The sequence below is a fragment of the Rhizobium sp. IBUN genome, assembly GCF_000510625.1.
GTDB lineage: Bacteria > Pseudomonadota > Alphaproteobacteria > Rhizobiales > Rhizobiaceae > Rhizobium > Rhizobium altiplani.
Genome location: NZ_AZNV01000022.1, coordinates 39,053 through 60,103 on the forward strand (window position 1 = coordinate 39,053; position 21,051 = coordinate 60,103).

The window sequence follows — 21,051 nt, forward strand, 5'->3', positions numbered from 1 at the left end:
TCCTCTCAATCAATGAGCGGTCATGGAGAAGCGCACCGTCGGCTTCTTGCCCGATCGCGCTGCTCAGGCGTCTTCGTCCTCATCGTCCTCGTCATCGACGATGTCGGAAATCGGGATCAGAAAGACGACAAATTCATCGTCAATCGTTCGCTCCGGATCATCGTCGAACTCATAGGCGTGCTCGACTTCGCTTGCCTCTTCGGCGGTCGCCTTGCGCAGCTTGAGTTCCGTGACGCCGTCCCAGACCGGCTTGCCCTGCGATTGCAGAACCGTCAGATCCTCGCGGAAATCCTCGGCCTCGAAGAAATTCTCGGCATCATCGGCATTCTCGGAGCGAAAGCTTGCGATCGCCTGTCCGCCGATCTCGATCGTAAAGTAGTCCATCAAAATTCTCTTTCGCTTCTGTGCCGTCCAGCTTCGATGGACAGTACGGTGATCGGCTGCGGCGCGCCAGTCTAATCGTTCGGGCAAACGGACTATCGAGGTCCCATGACGCGTGTGGACGCCATTAACGGCTGCCCTTCGGCGATCTGCTTCGAGTTGCGCCCGCCAACAAGGCTGAGACTCAGCACGCTCGCAATCATGAGCAGAACGATGATTGTCATGAGAATTCTCATGGATGAGTCCGCCAGCCAACATCCGGCATTGTCTTGTCTCTATGACGCTAGTCAGTTTGGCTTCAAAAGAAAAGCGGCCCGGTCGCCCGAGCCGCTTTCGACGATTCATGTCGGGACGCTCTTAGATGAGCTTTGCGAAAGCGACAGCCGTATCAGACATGCGGCTGGAGAAGCCCCACTCGTTGTCGTACCAGGACAGGACGCGCACGAAGTTGCCTTCCATGACCTTCGTCTGATCCGTTGCGAAGATCGAGGAGTGGCTGTCGTGGTTGAAGTCACGGGAAACGAGCGGCTCGTCAGTGTAGCCGAGGATGCCCTTCAGCTTGCCGTTTGCGGCAGCCTTGATCGCTTCGTTGATTTCGCCGACGGTCGTGGCCTTCTTGGCAACGAATTTGAAGTCGACGACCGAGACGTTCGGGGTCGGAACGCGGATCGACGTACCGTCAAGCTTGCCCTTCAGATGCGGAAGGACGAGGCCAACGGCCTTGGCGGCGCCCGTCGACGTCGGGATCATGGACAGGGCTGCGGCGCGGGCACGGTACAGGTCCTTGTGCATGGTGTCGAGGGTCGGCTGGTCGCCGGTGTAGGAGTGGATGGTGGTCATGAAGCCGTGGTCGATGCCGACCGCATCATCGAGAACCTTCACAACAGGCACGAGGCAGTTCGTCGTGCAGGATGCGTTGGAGATGACTAGATGCTCCTTGGTGAGCTGGTCATGGTTGACGCCGAAAACGACGGTCAGGTCGGCGCCGTCGGCAGGAGCCGAAACGATGACGCGCTTTGCGCCGGCCGTCAGGTGCGCGGCAGCCTTGTCGCGGGCGGTGAAGATGCCGGTGCATTCCATCGCGATGTCGACGCCGAGTTCCTTGTGCGGCAGCGTTGCCGGGTCCTTGATCGCGGTCACCTTGATCGGCTTGCCGCCGCCAACAGTGATCGTGTCGCCCTCGACCTTCACCTCGGCCGGGAACTTGCCGTGGATGGAGTCGTAGCGCAGCAGATGGGCGTTGGTCTCGACCGGGCCGAGGTCGTTGATGGCAACGACTTCAATGTCGGTGCGGCCGGATTCGACGATAGCGCGGAGAACGTTACGGCCGATGCGGCCGAAGCCGTTGATGGCAACCTTTACAGTCATGTGCATTCACTCCCTAGAGATGGGGCTTGCGGATTGAGTTGGAGAGCGCCGAAGCGCTCTCTTAGAGGTTTGCTTCTGCGGCAGCGACCACGGCGTCCGCGGTGATGCCGAAATGCTCGAATACCTTCTTTGCCGGACCGGACGCGCCGAAGCCCTTCATGCCGACGAACGTGCCTTCCGGACCGATGAAGGCATCCCAGCCTTCGCGGACGGCGGCTTCCACGGCGATCTTGACTGGCGAGTTGCCGATGACTTCCTTGCGGTATGCTTCCGGCTGCTCAAAGAACAGTTCGGTGCAGGGAACGGAAACGACACGGACGCTGACGCCCTTGGCTTCGAGCGTTGCACGGGCGGCAACGGCGAGCTCGACTTCAGAGCCGGAAGCGAAGATCGTCACCTTGGCGTCGGCTTTGCCGGCGAGCGTGTAGGCGCCGAGTTCGCAAAGGTTCTTTTCGCTGTACTCGGTACGCACTGGCGTCAGGTTCTGGCGGGTCAGCGCGAGCGCGGACGGGTGTGTCTTCGACTTGACGGCGATCTGCCAGCATTCGGCAGTTTCAGTCGGGTCTGCCGGGCGGAAGACCCGTAGATTCGGAACGGCGCGCAGGCCGGCGATCTGCTCGACCGGCTGGTGCGTCGGGCCGTCTTCACCGACGCCGATCGAGTCGTGCGTTAGGACGTGGACAACGCGGATGCCCATGAGGGCGGCCAGGCGGATCGGCGGTCGGCAATAGTCCGAGAAGATCAGGAAGCCGCCGCCGTAGGGGATAAGGCCGCCGTGCAGCGCGACACCATTCATGGCCGAAGCCATGCCGTGCTCGCGGATTCCCCAGTGCATGTAGCGGCCGGCGAAATCGGTCGGCGTGATCGAATGCATCTGGCTGGTCTTGGTATTGTTCGACGGCGTCAGGTCGGCGGAGCCGCCCAGCGTTTCCGGCAGGAAGCCGTTGATGACCTCAAGCGCGTCTTCCGATGCCTTGCGGGTCGCAATCGTCGGCTTGGTTTCGATCAGCTTCTTCTTGTAGGCGCTGATCGCGGCGTCGAAGCCTTCCGGCAGGTCGCCGGCGAAGCGGCGGGTGAACTCAGCCTTGTGCGCGGACTTGGCGAGGCCGTCTTCCCAGGTCTTGACTGTTTCGGCCGAGCGGCTGCCGGCTGCGCGCCATGCGTCGAGAACGTCGGAAGGAACGACGAAGGGTTCGTATTCCCAGTTCAGCGCCTTGCGGGTCGCCGCGATTTCATCGGCGCCGAGCGGGTTGCCGTGAACCTTATGAGTGCCCTGCTTGTTCGGAGCGCCGAAGCCGATGATCGTCTTGCAGGCGATGAAGGTCGGACGGTCGGACTTGTGAGCGGCTTCGATGGCGGCGGCAATGGCAGCCTGGTCGTGGCCGTCGATTTCGATCGTGTTCCAATGAACAGCCTTGAAGCGAGCAACCTGATCGGTGGAATCCGACAGGGAGACGGCGCCGTCGATGGTGATCGAGTTGTTATCCCAGAAGAGAACGAGCTTGTTCAGCTTCAGATGACCGGCAAGTGCGATCGCCTCGTGGCTGATGCCTTCCATCAGGCAGCCGTCGCCGCAGATGGCATAGGTGTAGTGGTCCTGAAGCTCAGAGCCGAACTCGTCGCGCAGCTTGCGTTCGGCGATCGCCATGCCGACGGCATTGGCAATGCCCTGGCCGAGCGGGCCGGTCGTCGTTTCGATGCCGGTCGCATGACCGTATTCGGGATGGCCGGCGGTCTTCGAACCGAGCTGGCGGAACTGCTTCAGGTCCTCGATCGTCATGTCGGGGTAGCCGGTCAAATAGAGCAGCGAGTAAAGCAGCATCGAGCCGTGGCCGGCCGACAGCACGAAGCGGTCGCGGTTCGGCCAATGCGGCTTCTTCGGGTCGAACCGCAGATACTTCGTGAAGAGAATCGTCGCTACGTCAGCCATGCCCATCGGCATGCCGGGATGCCCCGAATTTGCCTTTTCGACTGCATCCATGGCGAGGAAACGGATCGCATTTGCCATCCGGTCGTTTTGTTCAGGAGAGGTCATGGCTATTCCACGGGTTCCGGGTGTCGGGGGATGGCCTCGAGCCTGTGGAGACCATCATGAGAGCGGGTGACACATAGCAGTTGGAACGGCCAAGTCAACAAATGGAAGGCCCTCCGGAGGCCTCTCCAATCGATTTTAGACATTTGATCATCGATTTTTACAAAAGTTGAATAGGCGCTGAGGCGGCAGTTGATTTTCGTCATCCACAGAATAGGTCTGCAGCCGCAGGGCCAGCTTTATTGACGTGCCGTTGGCGAGGTGCGTATCCTTTTGGAAATACTGGATCGGTCTCGGGCGCCGATTCGCGGGTCTTGTGCGGGGAACCGGTAGAGACATGACGCCTACAGGCAAAATGGAAGCAGCACTCAACGAGCTCAGGCAAGCCATCTCTGGGCTTGAAAACGCAGTCGAGATGCGCATCGAGCACCAGCGGGAGCAGGGCGAAATCGAAGGCGAGGTACGTCGTATTCATGCCGATCGCTCGAAGCTTGCCCAGGAACTGGACCAGGCCGAATTCCGTGCGAACCGGCTCGAGGAAGTCAATCGCGAGGTCTCGCGGCGGCTGGTGACGGCCATGGAGACGATCCGCGCGGTTCTGGACCGATAGAAAGGCGCGATACATGGCGCAGGTAACGGTAACGATCGACGGCAAGGCCTATCGCATGGCCTGCGAGGAGGGTCAGGAAGACCACCTGACGGACCTCGCGACGCGCTTCGACAATTATGTCGGGCACCTCAAGGGGCAGTTCGGCGAAATCGGTGACCTCCGCATCACCGTCATGGCTGGCATCATGGTCATGGACGAAATTTCGGAGCTCACCCGCCGCGTCGCCGGGCTTGAATCCGAACTCGATTCGTTGCGGAACAGCAGTGATAGCGTTCTCGCGGCAAACGCCCGCACCGAGGAGGGCCTTGCGGCGGCCTTGGGTGAGGTGACGAGCCGTATCCGCAGCATCACCGACAAGCTGAACGGCCGTGCGCCCGCCGAACTCAATTAAATAGGGGCGGCGTCGCCGGCCCTCTGGCGCAGCGCCCAAATCGGCCTTATATAGCGGAGTGCGGTCTGCGCCTCTCGACAGGAACCACAATCCCTGGGGCCATACTCGATCCAAAGGGAGCTGTCCCTGACCAGGCTCGTGGGCCTGGACACACGGTGCCCACCTACGTTTGTAGGCGCCCAGGATCGTAAACATCCATCGGTTGTCGTGGATCGCACTTCCCAAAAATCCGTACACGCTTACTGCTGTTGGGGCACGATGGATATCTTTCCGTCTGCTTTCTCAATCTTGTACATCCCGATCCCGGCCCCAGGTCCCAGGCGAAGTCTGGCGTATAAGTAATCAGGTGGGGTCATGGCCGCCGTCTGTCGCTTGATCATGAAGTTATTGATCTGCTGATCCACTAGCGGCGTTTTCGATATGATCAGAAAAATCCAGCTATTCCTTCCGTAAGGCGATTTGGTGAAGTAGATTTGCGGTCGAACAAAACGTTGTCGAATTGCAGATCGGGGTCTGGATTATCCTCGATGCTGCCAATCGCGGTTTAGCTTTGGAGCGCATCTTCTTTCTTCATATTGTTTATAGCTGTTTCCTGCGCGGTAATGTTGCTTCGCAGGCCCTCAAAGGCTTCGCGGCTCTGTTCGTTGTAGCGATAACTCGCATAGATCCACCAAGCAGTGCTGAGAACGGTGCAGATTACTCCGCACGCCACTGCGACATGAAAATAGATCCGAAATCGGTGTAGAGCACCTTCTTGATCTCGCTGTTGCTCGTCGCGGAGAACAGGTATCGATACAAGAAGACGAGACCGGTCGGAATAACACACATGAAGACGAGTGCGAAGAAAAACGGGCCGTATTTCTCGGCAGTGATCGTCGCGTGTTCCGGTTGATCTATAAGTTCCTTTAGTTTGATCAGATCGATGTCCCTCACCTCACTGAAGTATTCCCTGGACCGGGCCCATAGACGTTGCAGGTGCAGTAGGCGGAGGGCGGACCGAAGCCCGGGCATATTCCAAACTGCGTGACGCACGCGCGCGGACCCTGCGGTGGGACGCCCTGCATTTGCATCTGGTAGACGACCTGCGGCGGACATGACTGCGCCATGAGGCTGTCCGGATAGAGGCATAATCCGATCAGCAAGGCAGCAGACTTCATCGCTCAGACCCCACAATTCCCCAGGAGCACTTTTGAAAGTAAAGATTGCCACAGTTAGCGCAGAATCACAACTTTTGAACGAACATTACAATAATGCTCGTTATGGTTGTATACGGTTGTGGTAGACGCTTTCTATCCTGAAATGCTTTCCGGTGATCCGCTATTGAAGATTCTCGATGGAATAGGCGGACCGCGGTCCGCCGACGACAATGCCTGTCGGTTGCTCCGAATGTGACAGAGACTTCTCTTGCTTGCTGTATTGCGAGTGCTAGTTTCCGCATCTTATCGATTTAATTTCCAGGAGACTTGAGATGCAGCTTGGCATGGTGGGTTTGGGCCGCATGGGCAACTACATGGTCCAGCGATTGATGCGCGATGGCCATGAATGCGTCGTCTACGACGCGAGGCCTGAAAGCGTTGCTGATCTCGTCGGCAAGGGCGCTGTCGGCAGCGCCTCTCTCGAGGAGTTTGTTTCGAAGCTGTCGCGCCCGCGCGCGGTTTGGCTGATGCTGCCGGCGGCGATCACGGACAAGGTCATCGCCCAGCTTCTGCCGTTGCTGCACGACGACGACATCATCATCGACGGCGGCAATTCCTACTATCACGACGATATCCGGCGAGGTGCCGAGCTCATCACCAAGGGCATTCACTACGTTGACGTCGGTACCAGCGGCGGCGTTTTCGGCCTGGAACGCGGTTATTGCCTGATGATCGGGGGCGAGAAAGGAATCGTCCAGTCGCTGTCGCCCATCTTCGCGTCTCTGGCGCCGGGACAGGGAGTCATTGCTCCTTCAGAGGGGCGCACTGCTCATCCGGAAAGCACGGCCGAGCAAGGGTATCTTCATTGCGGTCCGCATGGCGCCGGTCATTTCGTCAAGATGGTGCACAACGGCATCGAGTATGGCCTGATGGCCGCCTATGCCGAAGGCCTGAATATTCTGAAACATGCCAATGTCGGTGCGGCCACGCATGCGGTCGATGCCGAAACTGCGCCTTTGGCGCATCCCGAACACTATCGTTACGATTTCAACTTGCCTGATATTGCCGAAGTGTGGCGTCGCGGGAGCGTCATCACCTCCTGGCTGCTCGACCTGACGGCCGACGCGCTGCATGTCGATCCGGTCCTCACCAAGTATGCCGGCCGTGTTTCCGATTCCGGCGAGGGCCGCTGGACGATCATGGCGGCGATCGATGAAAGCGTCCCGACGCCGGTGCTGAGTGCGGCGCTTCATGGTCGCTTCTCCTCGCGCGACAACGACGAGTTCGCCAACAAGGTGCTGTCGGCCATGCGTGCGGGCTTCGGCGGTCACGTCGAGAAGCCAAAGGGCTAGGCTGAAACTTTTCGTTTTCCAAGCCCGCGCAGCGCCGCCTGTGCGGGCTTTCCTTTTATACAGCGGGATATATTGTCTATACAACGGGATACATTGTCGAGAGATTGCATTTAGGGCAAGGGATCACGGGTCTGGCAATGGGGCGCGCGTGGCATGATGCAACTACTGATATCGATGGCATTCGCCCTCGCCGTGGCCACGAGCGCCGCGGCTCAGACCGCCAACCCGCCGTCGCCGCCTTCCACGCCCACGACTAGTGCGGCTCAACCGCCGGCGGAAGTTCGGCAGATACTCGAGCTGATGCAAACGCCACAGGTGAAGGAGTGGATGGCGACGCAAATGAAGGCGGCGCCGACAGCCACCCTGACGGAGGCCGGCGAAATGTCGGCGCTCTCCGAACTCGTCGGTCATGCGCGCCGCCATGTCGAAATGGTCTCCGGGGCGGCGATGGAGTTTCCCGGCGAAGTCGAGACCGCGTCTGAAGTCGTCGAACGCGAGGTCGCGCCGACGGGCTGGCTGCTGATTACGACGGAGGTCATTGCCCTTTTTCTCACCGGAGCGATTGTCGAGCTGCTGTTCCGTCTTATCGTGCCGAAACCGCGAATCCGACGGACCGACGACGAGGTCGTCACCGTTGCCCACCACGCTGCGGCAAATCTGCTTTATCGCGTCGTTCCCGCAATCGTTTTTGCGATGGCGACACTGGTGCCTTTGCTCGCTTTCAACTGGCCTCCGATCACGCGGTCCATGGCCATCGCGATTGCAGTCGCACTCATCGTCGCCCGCTTTACCGTCGCGCTCGGGCGGCTCCTGGTCGCCCTCGTTACCTTGCCGCGTGCGGATGGCGAGCGCCAGATTTCGCGCGCCAGGGGGCTTTTCTGGTTCCGGCGTTGCGCGACCTTCGCGATCTACTTCGCATTCGGCTGGGCGGTGATCCAACTGATGGTGCCGCTCGGCTTTTCCGAGGGCGCGCGCTACTTTGTCGGCTACATTCTCGGCATCGGGCTCTTCGCCATCGCAGTGGAGGCGATCTGGCACCGTCCGGTGGAGGAGGGAGAGCATCGCAGCTTCACCGTTTCCTGGGGGCTGACGCTCTATTTCGCTTTCCTTTGGCTTCTCTGGGTTTCAGGGTTCAACCTGCTGCTCTGGCTCGGGATCTATGCCGTGCTCCTGCCGCGTGCTCTCTCGGTTGCAACGCTGGCCGTTCGTTCCCTGCACCAGGCCGAGGCGGGCTTTCTCGCCGGGCGCCGGATTGCGACTGTGCTTCTCGACCGTGGCGTTCGAGCCCTTATCATCACGGCCGCGGCTTTCTGGCTTGGCCGCATGATCGGGCTTGCGGCCGATCGCATGGCCGCCGGCGAGACCATGCTCGATCGGCTTGCCCGTGGCGCGATCGGCGGCATCGTCATCCTGCTCGCTGCCGATCTGTTGTGGCACCTGGCGCGCGCATACATCAACGGCAAGCTCGATGACTCCAGGATCGAAGGCGGGATAACGGATGAGGAAAAAGCCAGCCGCGCCCGCCTGCAGACATTGTTGCCGATCTTCCGCAATATCCTCGCCGTGGTCATTGCTGTCATTGCTGTGCTGATGGTGCTGTCGGGCCTCGGGGTCGAAATTGGCCCGCTGATCGCCGGTGCCGGCGTGGTCGGCGTCGCCGTGGGCTTCGGCGCACAGACCATCGTGAAGGATGTCATCAGCGGCATGTTCTATCTTTGGGACGATGCCTTCCGTGTCGGCGAGTATATCGAGAGCGGTAGCCACAAGGGCGTTGTTGAAGCCTTCAGCCTGCGCTCGGTGCGGCTGAGGCATCACCGCGGGCCGCTGACGACGGTGCCGTTCGGCGAACTCGGCGCGGTCAGGAACCTCAACCGGGACTGGACGATCGACAAGATTACCCTGAACGTCACCTACGACACCGACCTCGTGAAGGCGAAGAAGGTGATCAAGCAGATCGGACAGCAACTGCTGGATAATCCCGACTACAGTCCGCACATCATCGAGACGCTGAAGATGAAGGGCGTGGAACAGTTCGGCGAGTTCGCGATTGTCATCCGGCTGGCAATGATGACCAAGCCCGGCGAGCAATTCGTCATCCGACGCAATGCCCTGGCCATGATCCGCAACGCCTTCAAGGAAAACGGCATCGAGTTTGCTGTGCCGACGGTGCAGGTTTCGAGCGAAGGGCACGAGTCCGAGGCGCATGCAGCCGCCGCCCGCCATCTTTCGCAACGCTCGAATTCAGATGAGCCCGCGGCGTAGCATCCGGGACTCGCTTATCGGAGCGGGCTAGCCTCGTTCAGTGCTTTTTTGCCGCTCCAACCCTGTCAACGTTACGAAATTGCAATGTGCGCCGGCGCGCCCTGCGCCAAATTTGCCCCAATTGGAGATGAAGCAGGCGAGATCGGCGGTTCAGGGTCGGGCAGGCTGCGCACTCATAGAGCTTGCGTGCCGCGCATGTTACGTGTTTCGGACATGATTCCCACCAAACTGGAATATTGCGGCGGTACGAGATGTCGGGACACGGCAAGTTAGAAGAAATCGAAGACGCCGACGAATCTTCGGTACGTGGATTCTTCAGGCGCTACCGTGCGCACCTGACAGCACTGGCGACGCTCGCGCTGTTCTGTCTCGTCGGCTTCGCAATCGTGCAACTGACGAACGAAGTGCGATATGACGACGTCGTTCAGGCGCTGGCCGACACCAAGGTCAGCTCGATTTTTCTGGCCCTCCTGTTCACCGGCATGAGCTTTCTTGCCCTCGTTTTCTATGACGTCAATGCCATTGAATATGTTGGCCGCAAGCTGCCATTTCCGCAGGTGGCGCTGACCGCCTTCAGCGCCTATGCGGTCGGCAATACGGCGGGCTTCGGGGCGCTGAGCGGCGGTGCAATCCGCTATCGCGCCTATTCGCGCCTCGGCCTGACGCCTGAGGAGATTGGCCGGGTCATCGCATTCGTGACGCTGTCGTTCGGCCTCGGGCTTGCGGGCGTTGCCGCTATCTCGCTCCTGATCATCGCCGATGAAATCGCGCCTCTGATCAATGTCGGCAGCCTGACCCTGCGGCTGATGGCCGGTGTGGTCATTGCCGGCCTCGGCGTCATCATGTTCCTGGGACGCGAGGGGCGCGCAGTCCACCTCGGTCCCGTCTCGGTCCGATTGCCGGACTCGCGCACATGGTCGCGGCAGTTCCTGGTGACCGCCTTCGACATCGCCGCCTCGGCGACCGTCCTTTATGTCTTGCTGCCACAGGCCGCGATCAGCTGGCCGGTATTCCTGGCTGTCTATGCCATTGCGGTTGGGCTTGGAGTGTTGAGCCATGTACCGGCCGGCCTCGGTGTGTTCGAGACCGTTATCATCGCTTCGCTTGGCAGCGCAGTGAACATCGACGCAGTGCTTGGTTCGTTGGTTCTCTACCGCCTGATCTATCACGTTCTGCCGTTGCTGATCGCTGTGCTGGCCGTCTCGGCAACCGAGCTTCGCCGGTTTGCCGATCACCCGGTTGCGTCAGGCATCCGACGGATCGGCATCCGGCTGATGCCGCAGTTGCTTTCGACCCTATCGCTCCTCCTCGGCGTCATGTTGATCTTTTCGAGCGTGACGCCGACGCCGGACCAGAATCTCGAGTTTCTTGCGAACTACCTGCCGTTGCCGCTCGTCGAGGGGGCGCATTTCCTCTCCAGCCTGCTCGGGCTGACACTGGTCGTTGCGGCACGCGGTCTCGGCCAGAAGCTCGACGGTGCCTGGTGGGTGTCGATCCTGTCGGCCGCGGCGGCGTTGACCTTGTCGCTGCTGAAGGCGATTGCACTGGTCGAGGCCTGTTTCCTCGGTTTCCTGATCTTCGGCCTGTTCGTCAGCCGCCGGCTGTTTCGCAGACATGCGTCCCTTCTCAACCAGACGCTGACGGCCTCATGGCTGACGGCGATCGCCGTGATCTGCGTCGGTGCGATCGTGATCCTGCTCTTCGTCTATCGTGACGTCGAATACAGCAACGAGCTCTGGTGGCAGTTCGAATTTGCCGGCGAGGCCCCGCGCGGTCTGCGCGCCGTGCTCGGCCTTACGATCATTTCCTCGGCGATTGCGATCTTCAGTCTGCTCCGTCCGGCGACGGTCAAGCCGGAACCTGCTTCCACCGACGCGTTGCAGCGGGCGGTCGGTATCGTCGAGAAGCAGCGCTTTGCCGACGCCAATCTGGTGCGCATGGGCGACAAGAGCATCATGTTCTCGGAGAAAGGCGACGCTTTCATCATGTATGGAAGGCAGGGGCGCTCCTGGATCGCTCTTTTCGATCCGATCGGGGAGCGCAGCGCCATTCCAGAGCTGGTCTGGCGTTTCGTGGAGTCCGCACGCGCCGCCGGCTGCCGCGCAGTCTTTTACCAGATCTCTCCGGCGCTTCTTTCGCATTGTGCCGATGCAGGGCTGCGTGCCTTCAAGCTCGGCGAGCTTGCCGTTGCCGATTTGAAAACCTTCGAGATGAAGGGCGGCAAGTGGGCAAACCTGCGGCAAACCGCGAGCCGCGCGCAACGCGACGGCCTTGAATTCGAGGTTATCGCGCCGGAAGACGTTCCCGCCGCAATGGATGAGCTTGGCTCGGTTTCGAATGCGTGGCTCGAGGATCACAATGCCAAGGAGAAGGGTTTCTCGCTCGGTGCGTTCGATCCAGACTATATCGTTGCCCAACCCGTCGGCATCCTGAAGCGGGAAGGCAGGATCGTGGCCTTCGCCAACATCCTGATCACCGCCGCGAAGGACGAGGGGACCATCGACCTGATGCGGTTCTCCCCGGATGCGCCGAAAGGGTCGATGGACTTCCTCTTTGTCCAGATCATGGAATATCTGCGCGACCAGGGGTTTGCGCATTTCAATCTCGGCATGGCGCCGCTTTCGGGCATGTCGAAGCGCGAGATGGCGCCGGTCTGGGACCGCGTCGGCAGCACCGTCTTCGAACACGGCGAGCGGTTTTATAACTTCAAGGGCCTCAGGGCCTTCAAATCAAAGTTCCATCCGCACTGGCATCCGCGGTATCTTGCGGTTTCGGGTGGAGGCAATCCGATGATCGCTCTGATGGACGCAACATTCCTGATCGGCGGCGGATTGAGAGGGGTAGTGAGGAAATGATGAAAAGACACCTTCTTGCAGCCGTCTGCGCCCTGTCGCTGTCCGTTCCGGCGGCAATGGCGGCGACCGAGACGACACAGAGCTTCGAGACCGGGCTCATTCCTTCGCCGCATATTTTCCTGCCCGAAGGCGACGTGAAAGGCGCCGTTGTGCTGATCTCGGATGGCGCCGGCTGGGGCGATAATGAGAAGGCAGAGGCAAACCGTCTCGTCGAGCAGGGAGCCGTCGTCATTGGCATCGACTTCGTGGCCTATATGGAGGCGCTCAGAAACTACGACGTCAGCCAGAATGACGGCTGCATCTACATGGTGTCCGATCTTGAATCGCTGAGCCAGCAGGTACAGCGCGCGGCGGGCAACAGTGCATACCATCTGCCGATCGTTGCCGGCGTCGGCGAGGGCGGTGCGCTGGCGCTGGCGATCGCGGCGCAGACCCCGGATGCGACGATCGGCCAGACGCTGGCGATCGATCCAGTTGCCGGGATTCCGCTTACCAAGGAACTGTGCACGCCGGCGAAGAAGCAGACGGTCGGCGACCGCATGATCTATGGGCTCAGCGAAACATCGCTGCCGGACCCGATCATCGCCTCGTTTACGGCGGCAGCACAAAAGGAGGGCCGTGCGCATGTCGAAGAACTCAAGAAGCAGCACTCGGACATCGATATCCGCGATTCCGGGGACGATGCCCAGACGACGCTTGCCGACACGCTCTCGGACCTGATCGACGCCTCCGGCAGTGCCGACAATCCGCTCGGCCTCCCGCTCACCATTCTCGATGCCAAGCCAGCTTTCGACACAATGGCGGTCATCTACTCCGGTGATGGCGGGTGGCGCGATATCGACAAGGAGGTTGGTGCGGCGCTGCAGAAGCAGGGTGTGCCGGTCGTCGGCATCGACTCGCTGCATTACTTCTGGTCGGAGCGCCAGCCGCAGCAGACGGCGGACGATCTCGGCAAGATTATCGAGCTTTATCGCAAGCAGTGGAAGGTGAAGCACGTTCTGCTGATCGGCTATTCCTTCGGCGCCGATGTCGTGCCTGCCGCGTTTACGCGCCTGAAGCCGGCCGCCAAGGCAACCGTCGCGCAGATGTCGCTCCTGTCCCTGTCGCATGAAGTCGATTACCAGATCTCCGTCATGGGCTGGCTCGGCCAGAAGACGGAAGGTGCGGGCGGCGATCCGGTTGATGACCTGAAGAAGGTCGATCCCAAGATCGTCCAGTGCATCTACGGAAAGGAAGATGACGACGAGGTGGCCTGCCCTGATCTCAAGGACAGCGGTGCCGATGTGATTGCCCTTGCCGGCGATCACCACTTCGATGAGAACTATGAGCTCTTGAGCAAGACGATCATCGACGGGCTGAAGGCGCGGCTTCAGGACTAGGCTGCGTCGCGCCGCCCCAGGCTAGCGCATCAACTGCTCTTCACTCCAGCCGAGAGCGGCGATATCGCCGCTCCGGAAGCGACCATCATCGGCAACGATGAATTCATCGAGCTGCGGTGGATGTACGCTCGTTCCTGCCAACATCGCATGAATCTGGCCGCGATGATGCGTCTGGTGTTGGAACAGGTGGTTCAAAACGTCTTCCATCCGCTCGCGCTGAATGCGCCCCGCACGATGGATCTCGGTCGTCGACGCCAGCTTTTCCGGCGTTGCCGCCTCGCAAAGCGCGACCAGCCTGCGATCGACTTTCGCCTGTTCGGCAGCAAGCGCCGCGATATCGTCGAATGGCTCCTCGACGTCCCAGGCGGCAGGGCCAAGCGTGCCGCCTTCGAGCGCATCGACGTAGAACCAGTCGACGGTCAGAATATGGTTGAGCGTTGCCTTGATCGACGGGAAGAAGCTTGCGCGTGCCGCCTCGAATTCTCCCGGCTTCAACCTGCTGCAGGCTTCATGCAGGCGATAGTTCGCAAGCGCATTGTTGTACGCAAGCTTCCGTGTGGTCCTGCATGGGTCGAAAGTCGGCATCGGTAACTCCGTTTCTTGACGGGCAACCCGCAAGCGTCAGTCGTCTTCCTGGAACAAGCGAAACTGTGCCGCTTCCAGATCCTTTGGGGGCTGCATGCCGAGGTGCTTCCAGGCCGTCGCGGTCAGGACGCGGCCGCGTGGGGTGCGCTGAATGAAACCCTGCTGAATCATGTAGGGCTCGATGATGTCCTCGATCGCGTCGCGTGGTTCGGAAAGCCCTGCGGCGATGGTTTCGATGCCGACGGGGCCGCCGCCGAAATTGACCGCGATCATGTTGAGGTAGCGCTTGTCGAGCTGGTCGAGGCCCATGTTGTCGACGAGCAGCCGGGTCAGCGCCTCATCGGCAATCTCGCGGGTGACGGCTTCAGCCTTCGCCACTTCCGCGAAATCGCGCACGCGCCGCAGCAGGCGACCGGCAATACGCGGCGTTCCACGAGCGCGCCGGGCGATTTCCCGTGCACCCTCGTCGGTCATGGGCAGGTTCATCAGGCGTGCGCCGCGTCGAACGATCAGCTCCAATTCCTCGACGGTATAGAAGCTCAGGCGGACGGGAATGCCGAAACGGTCGCGAAGCGGCGTGGTCAAAAGGCCAAGGCGGGTCGTTGCTGCAACGAGGGTGAATTTCGACAGGTCGATCTTGACAGAGCGCGCGGCTGGTCCTTCGCCGATGATGAGGTCGAGCTGGAAATCCTCCATCGCGGGGTAGAGGATTTCCTCGACGGCCGGGTTGAGCCGGTGAATTTCGTCGATGAAGAGAACGTCGCGCTCTTCGAGATTGGTCAGTAGAGCGGCGAGATCGCCCGCCTTGGCAATAACCGGACCGGACGTCGAGCGGAAATTGACGCCGAGTTCCTTCGCCATGATCTGCGCGAGCGTCGTCTTACCGAGGCCGGGCGGGCCAACGAAAAGGACGTGATCCAGCGCCTCACCACGGTTCTTCGCCGCCTCGATGAACACCTTCAGGTTTGCGCGCGCTTCCGCCTGGCCGGTGAACTCGTCCAGCGACTGCGGCCGCAGCGTCACATCCAGGTCTTCGCCTCGTTTCTCGGCCGATATCAGGCGCGCGGCTTCACTCATGCTGGCATTTCCCAATCTTCAAACGCTCGTGACCAATACACCAAGCCGAACGCTTTTGGCACCCGCTCGGGCAATTGGATCAGCGAGCCAGTTCCTTCAACCCAAGGCGGATGAGCTTGGCGCTGTCGGCGCCTTCACCGGCGGTCTTCATTGCGGCGGCAACGGCATTGGCAGCCTGGTCGCGGGAATAGCCGAGGTTCGTCAGCGCGGATACCGCGTCGGCGACAGGGGCAGCGGCAACACCTTCACCGAGCTCCTGCTTGAGGCCGATGGTGGCCGACGCTTCTCCGGCGAAGGCCGGCGCCTTGTTCTTCAGTTCGGTGACGATGCGCACGGCAACCTTGGGACCAACGCCCTGAGCGCGGGCGACTGCCGTGCGATCCTGCAGCGCGATGGCGTTCGCCAGTTCGCTTGGAGGCAGGGTCGAAAGGACGGCGAGAGCCACCTTTGCACCAACGCCCTGTACGCTCTGCAGGAGAATGAACCACTCTCTCTCGAGCGCGGTCATGAAGCCGAAGAGCTTCAGCTGGTCTTCGCGAACATAGGTCTCGATGAAAAGCACACAGGCCTCGCCCACCGAGCCGAGGCGGGAGAGCGTGCGCGCCGAGCAGAAGGCGACGTAGCAGACGCCGTGGACATCGACGAGGACGTAGTCATCGCCGATTTCTTCGATGGTGCCTTTGAGCTTGCCGATCATGCAAATGGTCCGTTCGGTGGGTTTTCAGTGAAGATTAGCCGGCAAGCGCCGCCTGCCGCATGCGGCTGCTGCCGCGGTTATGAGCGTGGCAGATGGCGATGGCCAGCGCATCAGCCGCGTCGTTGCCCTTGAATTCGACCTTGGGCATCAGGATTTTCAGCATTATGTGGATCTGCTGCTTCTCGCCGTGGCCGACACCGATGACCGCCTTCTTGACAGCGTTTGGCGCATATTCGGCGACGGGCAAACCGGCGCGGGCAGGGACCAGCATGGCAATGCCGCGTGCCTGCCCGAGTTTCAGCGTTGCAACGGCGTCCTTGTTGACGAAGGTTTGTTCGACGGCAGCCTCATCAGGCTGATAGCTGTGCACGACTTCCGCCAGGCCATCGTGCAGCTGGCAAAGGCGCGAGGCCAGGTCCAGGTCGCCGTCCGAGGTGACCGTACCGGACGCGACGAAGCGCAAGGAATTGCCGAGCGTGTCGATAATTCCCCAGCCCGTGCGGCGCAGGCCCGGATCAACGCCGATGATGCGAATCGTATTTTGCATGCTTCACCCTATTGCACTCGCCAAATAACTGCCATCGATATGTGAACAAAACAAAAACATTCCTTGTTTTTGCCACGCGCTGTTTACGGCAATTTAAGCTCCATAGCCGACTTTTGATCCACAAAATGTCAGAGGAACTCCCTTCTCAGGAAGGCAAGGTTCCCGTTTTCTGTTTTCAGGTCAGCCGGCAGGATGTTCCACGCTCTGCCGGTATGAGCCGTTCCGGAAGGGTTCATCGTTCATGGTTCAGAGATTTAAATCCCTGTCCTTCAAGGTCATCGCGACATTTATACTGCTGACCGCACTGTCGATTGCGGTCATCAACGTACTTGCTTACTTCGCCAGCAGCCGCATTTCCGGTGAGCAGGCACTCAAGGCCAAGGAGAGCGTCCTGATCTTCCGCGGCGACATGCTGCAGGATCAGCTTGAGCAGTTGGAAAACCAGGCGAACTCGATTGCGCGCATCGAAGCGTTGCAGATGTCGATTACAAGCCTGAAGAGCGGTTGGAAGACAATCGAGAAGACGTCGGGTGATGCGCGCGCCGAATTGAAGAAGGTGTTCATCACCAACAATCCGAACCCGGCCGACCAGCGCGAAAAACTGGTGAAGCCGCAGGCACCAAGCGGCTTCTACTACTCCAACCATGAAACGACGCAGGGTGAAGTGGCCCGCGACCTGGAGAATACCGCCTTCAGCGACCTGCTGATCGCCGATCTCGATGGCAACGTCCTCTACTCCTACAAGAAGAACGACGATTTCGCGGAGAACCTGAAGACCGATGCATGGAAGGCGACCGGCGCCGGCCTTGCCTTCGCCAAGGCGATCGCCAACTCCGCAAAGGCGACTGACGATTCCGCCCCCACCGGCTTTTCCGGTCTTCGCGTCGACGCGGCGAACGGTAAGTCGGCAATCTTCTATGCCGTGCCGATCGTCAAGCTCGGCGCGGCGAAGGGCGTGATGCTCTTCAAGGTCCGCGACAACATCATCACCAGCATTCTCGCCAAGGGCATCGTGTCCGGTAGCACGGCGCAAGCCGCTATCATCTCGGATGACGGATCGGCGATCGGCGTAAGCTCGTCCGGCCAGCTGGCAACGCTCGATACCACGCCTTTCACCTTCGCGAAGGACGCGCTGTCGGCCAAGGGCATGACGGTCGACGACTTCGATCGCGCCGATGGCTCGGCACGAGCCTATGTTCGCGGCATCGATTATCAGGGCTCCCGCTTCCTCGTCGTGGAAAGCGTCCGCATCAGCGAACTCAATGCTGGCTCGCTGGAGATCGCCACGCTCCTGACGATGATTGCGTTTGGTGTTCTGATCATCATGGCCGTGGCAACCTGGGCCATCACCAAGCTGCTGTTCTCGCCGCTTGCCCGGCTCGCGGACGTCACGCGTGACGTCGCCGACGGCAACCTCGAAGTCGAGATCGGCAGCCAGAACCGCGGCGACGAAATCGGCACGATGGCCAAGGCATTGGCGCGGTTCAAGCAGTCGCTTGTCGAGAGCCGCGACCTGGAAGCTGCCAGCAACGAAACGCGGGCTCGCGCGGAGCGGGATCGCCAGCAGCACATGGCTGAGCGCGAGGCGGAAGCACGGACCCTGCAGGAAGTCGTCCAGGCGATCGACGAGGGCCTGCATCACCTTGCCAACGGCGATCTTGCCCATCAGATCGAGACCCGCTTCCCGAACGAACTCGAAGGCCTCCGGGTCAACTTCAACGAGGCGCTGGCTACCCTCAGCGAAACGATGACGGCGATCGGCGGCAACTCCATGGCCGTGCGTTCGGGTTCCGAGGAAATGCGCACCGGTGCCGATGAGCTTGCCGGTCGGACCGAGCGGCAGGCCGCCTCTATCACCGAGACCGCGAATGCGATCGATGCGATCACCCAGTCGGTCCGCGTTCAGATCGAGCGTGCGGAGCAGGCCGAACGCATCGCCCGCGACGCCAAGCGGGAGACGACCGGCTCCAGCCAGATCATGCGCGAGACAATTGCCGCGATGGAGGCGATCCAGGCGTCGTCGCGCCAGATCAATTCGATCATCGCCGTGATCGATGCGATCGCCTTCCAGACCAACCTGCTGGCGCTCAATGCCGGCGTCGAGGCTGCACGGGCAGGCGAGTCCGGTAAGGGCTTCGCCGTGGTCGCCATGGAAGTGCGCGAACTGGCACAGCGTTCATCGAGTGCCGCAAAGGAAATATCGAGCCTCTTGCAGAAGTCCACGCATGAAGTGGAGATGGGCGTGTCGCTCGTCGAGCGTGCCGGCGACGCGCTGACGGGGATCGGCAGCCATGTGGAGGCAATCAACGGCCAGATCAGCGAGATCATGGAAACGACGCGCGAGGAAGCCGACACCCTGCGTCAAATCAACTCCACGGTCTCAGAGCTTGATGCGATGACGCAGCAGAATGCCGCCATGGTCGAGGAAACGACGGCTGCGATCCATCGGCTCGCGACCGAAGCGGTCGAAATGGACCGGCAGCTGGCGAATTTCACGCTGGCGCAGGCGGAACATCACCAGGGCGCCGAGGTACACCTGCTGCGACGTCGGGCTTGAACCGTGATCGGCAGATGAACGAGGGCCGGGAGACCGGCACCGGGAGACCGGCCCTTTTTCTTTCCCGCTCGTTTGGAATGGGCCGAGCGGCCACCTACATAGACCTGTCCTTCCAATTACCGACAGGCTTCGTCATGATTCCCTTCTCCATTCTCGATCTCTCTCCTGTTCCAGAAGGCGGGACGATCCGCCAGTCGCTCGAGAGTTCGGCGCGCATGGCGCAGAAGGCCGAAGGGTTCGGGTACAACCGCTTCTGGCTTGCGGAACATCACGGCATGCCGGGTATTGCCAGCGCGGCGACGGCGGTCGTGATCGGCCACGTCGGCGCGGCAACCAAGCGGATCCGCATCGGCTCGGGCGGCATCATGCTGCCGAACCACTCGCCGCTTGTCATTGCAGAGCAATTCGGAACGCTGGAAGCGCTGTTTCCGGGCCGCGTCGATCTCGGCCTGGGGCGTGCGCCCGGCACCGACATGCGGACCGCCCAGGCCCTGCGGCGCAATCTCGATGCGGGGGCCCAGAGCTTTCCGAACGACGTGGTCGAATTGCAGCAGTTGCTGGGCACGCCGATCGAGAACCAGGCGATCCTTGCGGTTCCCGGCATGAATTCCAACGTTCCGATCTGGCTCCTGGGTTCCAGCCTCTACAGCGCGCAGCTCGCCGCGATGTTGGGGCTGCCTTATGCCTTCGCCTCGCATTTTGCGCCGGACTCGCTGCTTGATGCCATTGACATCTATCGCAGCCGCTTCACACCTTCCGCCATGCTCGACAAGCCCTATGTCATGGTTGGTGTCATGGGGTCCGTTGCCGCAACGGATGAGGAGGCGCAATACCATTTCACCTCGGCCCAGCAGCAGTTCGTCAATCTGCGCCGCAATGTGCGTGGCCAGTTTCCGCGGCCGGTCGCCGATATGGGGAGCTTCTGGTCCCCGATGGAGAAGCTGACGGTCGAGCACACGCTGCGCTATGCCGTCGTCGGGTCGCCGAAGACCGCGGAGGCAAAGCTCACCGAATTCCTTGCCGAGACGCAGGCGGATGAAGTGATCATCTCCATGCCGATCCACGATATCGAGGCGAGATTGAAATCGGTCGAGCTTTTCGCCGGGCTTGGAAACTTCCTTCGCGCTGCGGCCTAATGCCGCGCATCGCGGGCGCTTCGTGGCCTACAGCCATTTGTGCGAATTGACTTAACGCAGCCGGACCATAGCTTTGCTTGATCACACATGTCGTTTGCACAGCGTTGTGGCGACGCAAGTGTGATGGACGGCGCACGCCGCAAATCGCGCGCGCGGCCGGTTTCGAGCAACCTTTGGAGGATGAGGATTGCTATGCGTTACCACGGTCTTGCTGCTTTGATTTCACTGATCTGTCTTTCCGCCTCGGCTGCAATCGCCCAAGAGGGCGACGTGGCGGCCGGGGAAACGGTCTTTAAGAAGTGCGCGGTCTGTCATATTGCCGACACCGACAAGAACAAGGTCGGGCCGTCGCTGAACCACCTGTTCGGCCGAACAGCCGGGACGCATCCGGATTTTGCCTATTCAGCGGCGATGAAGGCGGCGGGCACAGCCGGGTTGGTCTGGGACGAAGCGACTCTGCGCGATTATCTTCACGACCCAAAGTTGAAGGTTAAGGGTACGAAGATGGTGTTCGTCGGGCTGAAGGACGACGGCGATATCACCAATCTGCTAGCTTATCTCAAGCAATTCTCGAAATGAAATCAGCTTATTGATGTAGAGGCAGACGGCTCGTTGGCGTCATTTCGCGCCATTGCCGTGATGTTTTGTTTATGAGATAGTCCTAACGCAAGTGCCAGCGGATTGCG

18 protein-coding genes and 1 other RNA gene are annotated in these 21,051 nt (G+C 60.6%); 10 read left to right on the top strand and 9 right to left on the bottom strand.

Annotation, left to right across the window (positions count from 1 at the left end; translation table 11 throughout):
• Positions 1-63: 63 nt before the first annotated feature.
• The 4 genes from RHIBUN_RS0119725 to tkt all read right to left on the bottom strand — a co-directional run bounded on the left by RHIBUN_RS0119725 (position 64) and on the right by tkt (position 3,784).
• Complete coding sequence (locus RHIBUN_RS0119725; protein ID WP_018858865.1) at positions 64-384, bottom strand: hypothetical protein; 321 nt, start codon at positions 382-384, stop codon at positions 64-66.
• Between the two features lie 92 nt (positions 385-476).
• The gene (locus tag RHIBUN_RS37925; protein ID WP_018858864.1) at positions 477-605 is read right to left on the bottom strand and encodes a hypothetical protein; all 129 of its coding nucleotides are present in this window, start codon (positions 603-605) and stop codon (positions 477-479) included.
• A 133-nt stretch (positions 606-738) separates the two neighbouring features.
• Entirely contained in the window at positions 739-1,749 is a 1,011-nt protein-coding gene (gene gap, locus RHIBUN_RS0119735) for a type I glyceraldehyde-3-phosphate dehydrogenase (protein WP_018858863.1), read from the bottom strand.
• 61 nt (positions 1,750-1,810) lie between these two features.
• Entirely contained in the window at positions 1,811-3,784 is a 1,974-nt protein-coding gene (tkt, locus tag RHIBUN_RS0119740; protein ID WP_025660885.1) for a transketolase, read from the bottom strand.
• 334 nt (positions 3,785-4,118) lie between these two features.
• Between tkt and RHIBUN_RS0119745 the strand changes: the two genes are divergently transcribed.
• From RHIBUN_RS0119745 to ssrS, 3 genes are all read left to right on the top strand, one after another.
• Entirely contained in the window at positions 4,119-4,391 is a 273-nt protein-coding gene (locus RHIBUN_RS0119745; protein ID WP_025660886.1) for a DUF4164 domain-containing protein, read from the top strand.
• Between the two features lie 13 nt (positions 4,392-4,404).
• Positions 4,405-4,782, top strand: a complete 378-nt coding sequence (locus RHIBUN_RS0119750) for a cell division protein ZapA (protein WP_018858861.1) — start codon at positions 4,405-4,407, stop codon at positions 4,780-4,782.
• Between the two features lie 59 nt (positions 4,783-4,841).
• A non-coding RNA gene (gene ssrS / locus RHIBUN_RS35520) (6S RNA) lies at positions 4,842-5,000 on the top strand.
• A 478-nt stretch (positions 5,001-5,478) separates the two neighbouring features.
• Here ssrS and RHIBUN_RS0119760 read toward each other — a convergent pair.
• Positions 5,479-5,715 (bottom strand): hypothetical protein, encoded by a 237-nt coding sequence (locus RHIBUN_RS0119760; protein WP_156932731.1) that lies wholly within the window; start codon positions 5,713-5,715, stop codon positions 5,479-5,481.
• Between the two features lie 535 nt (positions 5,716-6,250).
• Between RHIBUN_RS0119760 and gnd the strand changes: the two genes are divergently transcribed.
• The 4 genes from gnd (at position 6,251) to RHIBUN_RS0119780 (ending at position 13,766) form a co-directional block, all read left to right on the top strand.
• On the top strand, positions 6,251-7,270 hold the full coding sequence (gnd, locus tag RHIBUN_RS0119765) for a phosphogluconate dehydrogenase (NAD(+)-dependent, decarboxylating) (RefSeq protein WP_018858858.1): 1,020 nt from the start codon (positions 6,251-6,253) through the stop codon (positions 7,268-7,270).
• Positions 7,271-7,423: 153 nt separating this feature from the next.
• Positions 7,424-9,532, top strand: a complete 2,109-nt coding sequence (locus RHIBUN_RS0119770) for a mechanosensitive ion channel family protein (RefSeq protein ID WP_025660888.1) — start codon at positions 7,424-7,426, stop codon at positions 9,530-9,532.
• 251 nt (positions 9,533-9,783) lie between these two features.
• Entirely contained in the window at positions 9,784-12,387 is a 2,604-nt protein-coding gene (gene mprF, locus RHIBUN_RS0119775; protein WP_025660889.1) for a bifunctional lysylphosphatidylglycerol flippase/synthetase MprF, read from the top strand.
• The gene (locus RHIBUN_RS0119780; RefSeq protein WP_025660890.1) at positions 12,384-13,766 is read left to right on the top strand and encodes an AcvB/VirJ family lysyl-phosphatidylglycerol hydrolase; all 1,383 of its coding nucleotides are present in this window, start codon (positions 12,384-12,386) and stop codon (positions 13,764-13,766) included. Before mprF ends, RHIBUN_RS0119780 begins: the two co-directional genes overlap by 4 nt.
• 21 nt (positions 13,767-13,787) lie before the next feature.
• On the opposite strand, the gene RHIBUN_RS0119785 is transcribed toward RHIBUN_RS0119780, so the two are convergent.
• The 4 genes from RHIBUN_RS0119785 to ruvC all read right to left on the bottom strand — a co-directional run bounded on the left by RHIBUN_RS0119785 (position 13,788) and on the right by ruvC (position 16,672).
• Entirely contained in the window at positions 13,788-14,351 is a 564-nt protein-coding gene (locus RHIBUN_RS0119785; RefSeq protein ID WP_025660891.1) for a DinB family protein, read from the bottom strand.
• A gap of 36 nt (positions 14,352-14,387) precedes the next feature.
• Positions 14,388-15,428 (bottom strand): Holliday junction branch migration DNA helicase RuvB, encoded by a 1,041-nt coding sequence (gene ruvB, locus RHIBUN_RS0119790; RefSeq protein ID WP_007527359.1) that lies wholly within the window; start codon positions 15,426-15,428, stop codon positions 14,388-14,390.
• 79 nt (positions 15,429-15,507) lie between these two features.
• Positions 15,508-16,125 carry a Holliday junction branch migration protein RuvA gene (gene ruvA / locus RHIBUN_RS0119795; RefSeq protein WP_025660892.1) on the bottom strand — a complete coding sequence of 206 codons (618 nt, stop codon included), beginning with the start codon at positions 16,123-16,125 and terminating at the stop codon, positions 15,508-15,510.
• 34 nt (positions 16,126-16,159) lie between these two features.
• Positions 16,160-16,672: a crossover junction endodeoxyribonuclease RuvC gene (ruvC, locus tag RHIBUN_RS0119800; protein ID WP_025660893.1), complete on the bottom strand. Its 513-nt coding sequence runs from the start codon at positions 16,670-16,672 to the stop codon at positions 16,160-16,162.
• Between the two features lie 241 nt (positions 16,673-16,913).
• Between ruvC and RHIBUN_RS0119805 the strand changes: the two genes are divergently transcribed.
• The 3 genes from RHIBUN_RS0119805 (at position 16,914) to RHIBUN_RS0119815 (ending at position 20,944) form a co-directional block, all read left to right on the top strand.
• Positions 16,914-19,229: a methyl-accepting chemotaxis protein gene (locus RHIBUN_RS0119805; protein WP_025660894.1), complete on the top strand. Its 2,316-nt coding sequence runs from the start codon at positions 16,914-16,916 to the stop codon at positions 19,227-19,229.
• 134 nt (positions 19,230-19,363) lie between these two features.
• Positions 19,364-20,365, top strand: coding sequence for an LLM class flavin-dependent oxidoreductase (locus tag RHIBUN_RS0119810; protein WP_025660895.1), 1,002 nt, complete (start codon positions 19,364-19,366; stop codon positions 20,363-20,365).
• A 192-nt stretch (positions 20,366-20,557) separates the two neighbouring features.
• Positions 20,558-20,944, top strand: coding sequence for a cytochrome c family protein (locus RHIBUN_RS0119815; protein WP_025660896.1), 387 nt, complete (start codon positions 20,558-20,560; stop codon positions 20,942-20,944).
• Positions 20,945-21,051: the final 107 nt, after the last annotated feature.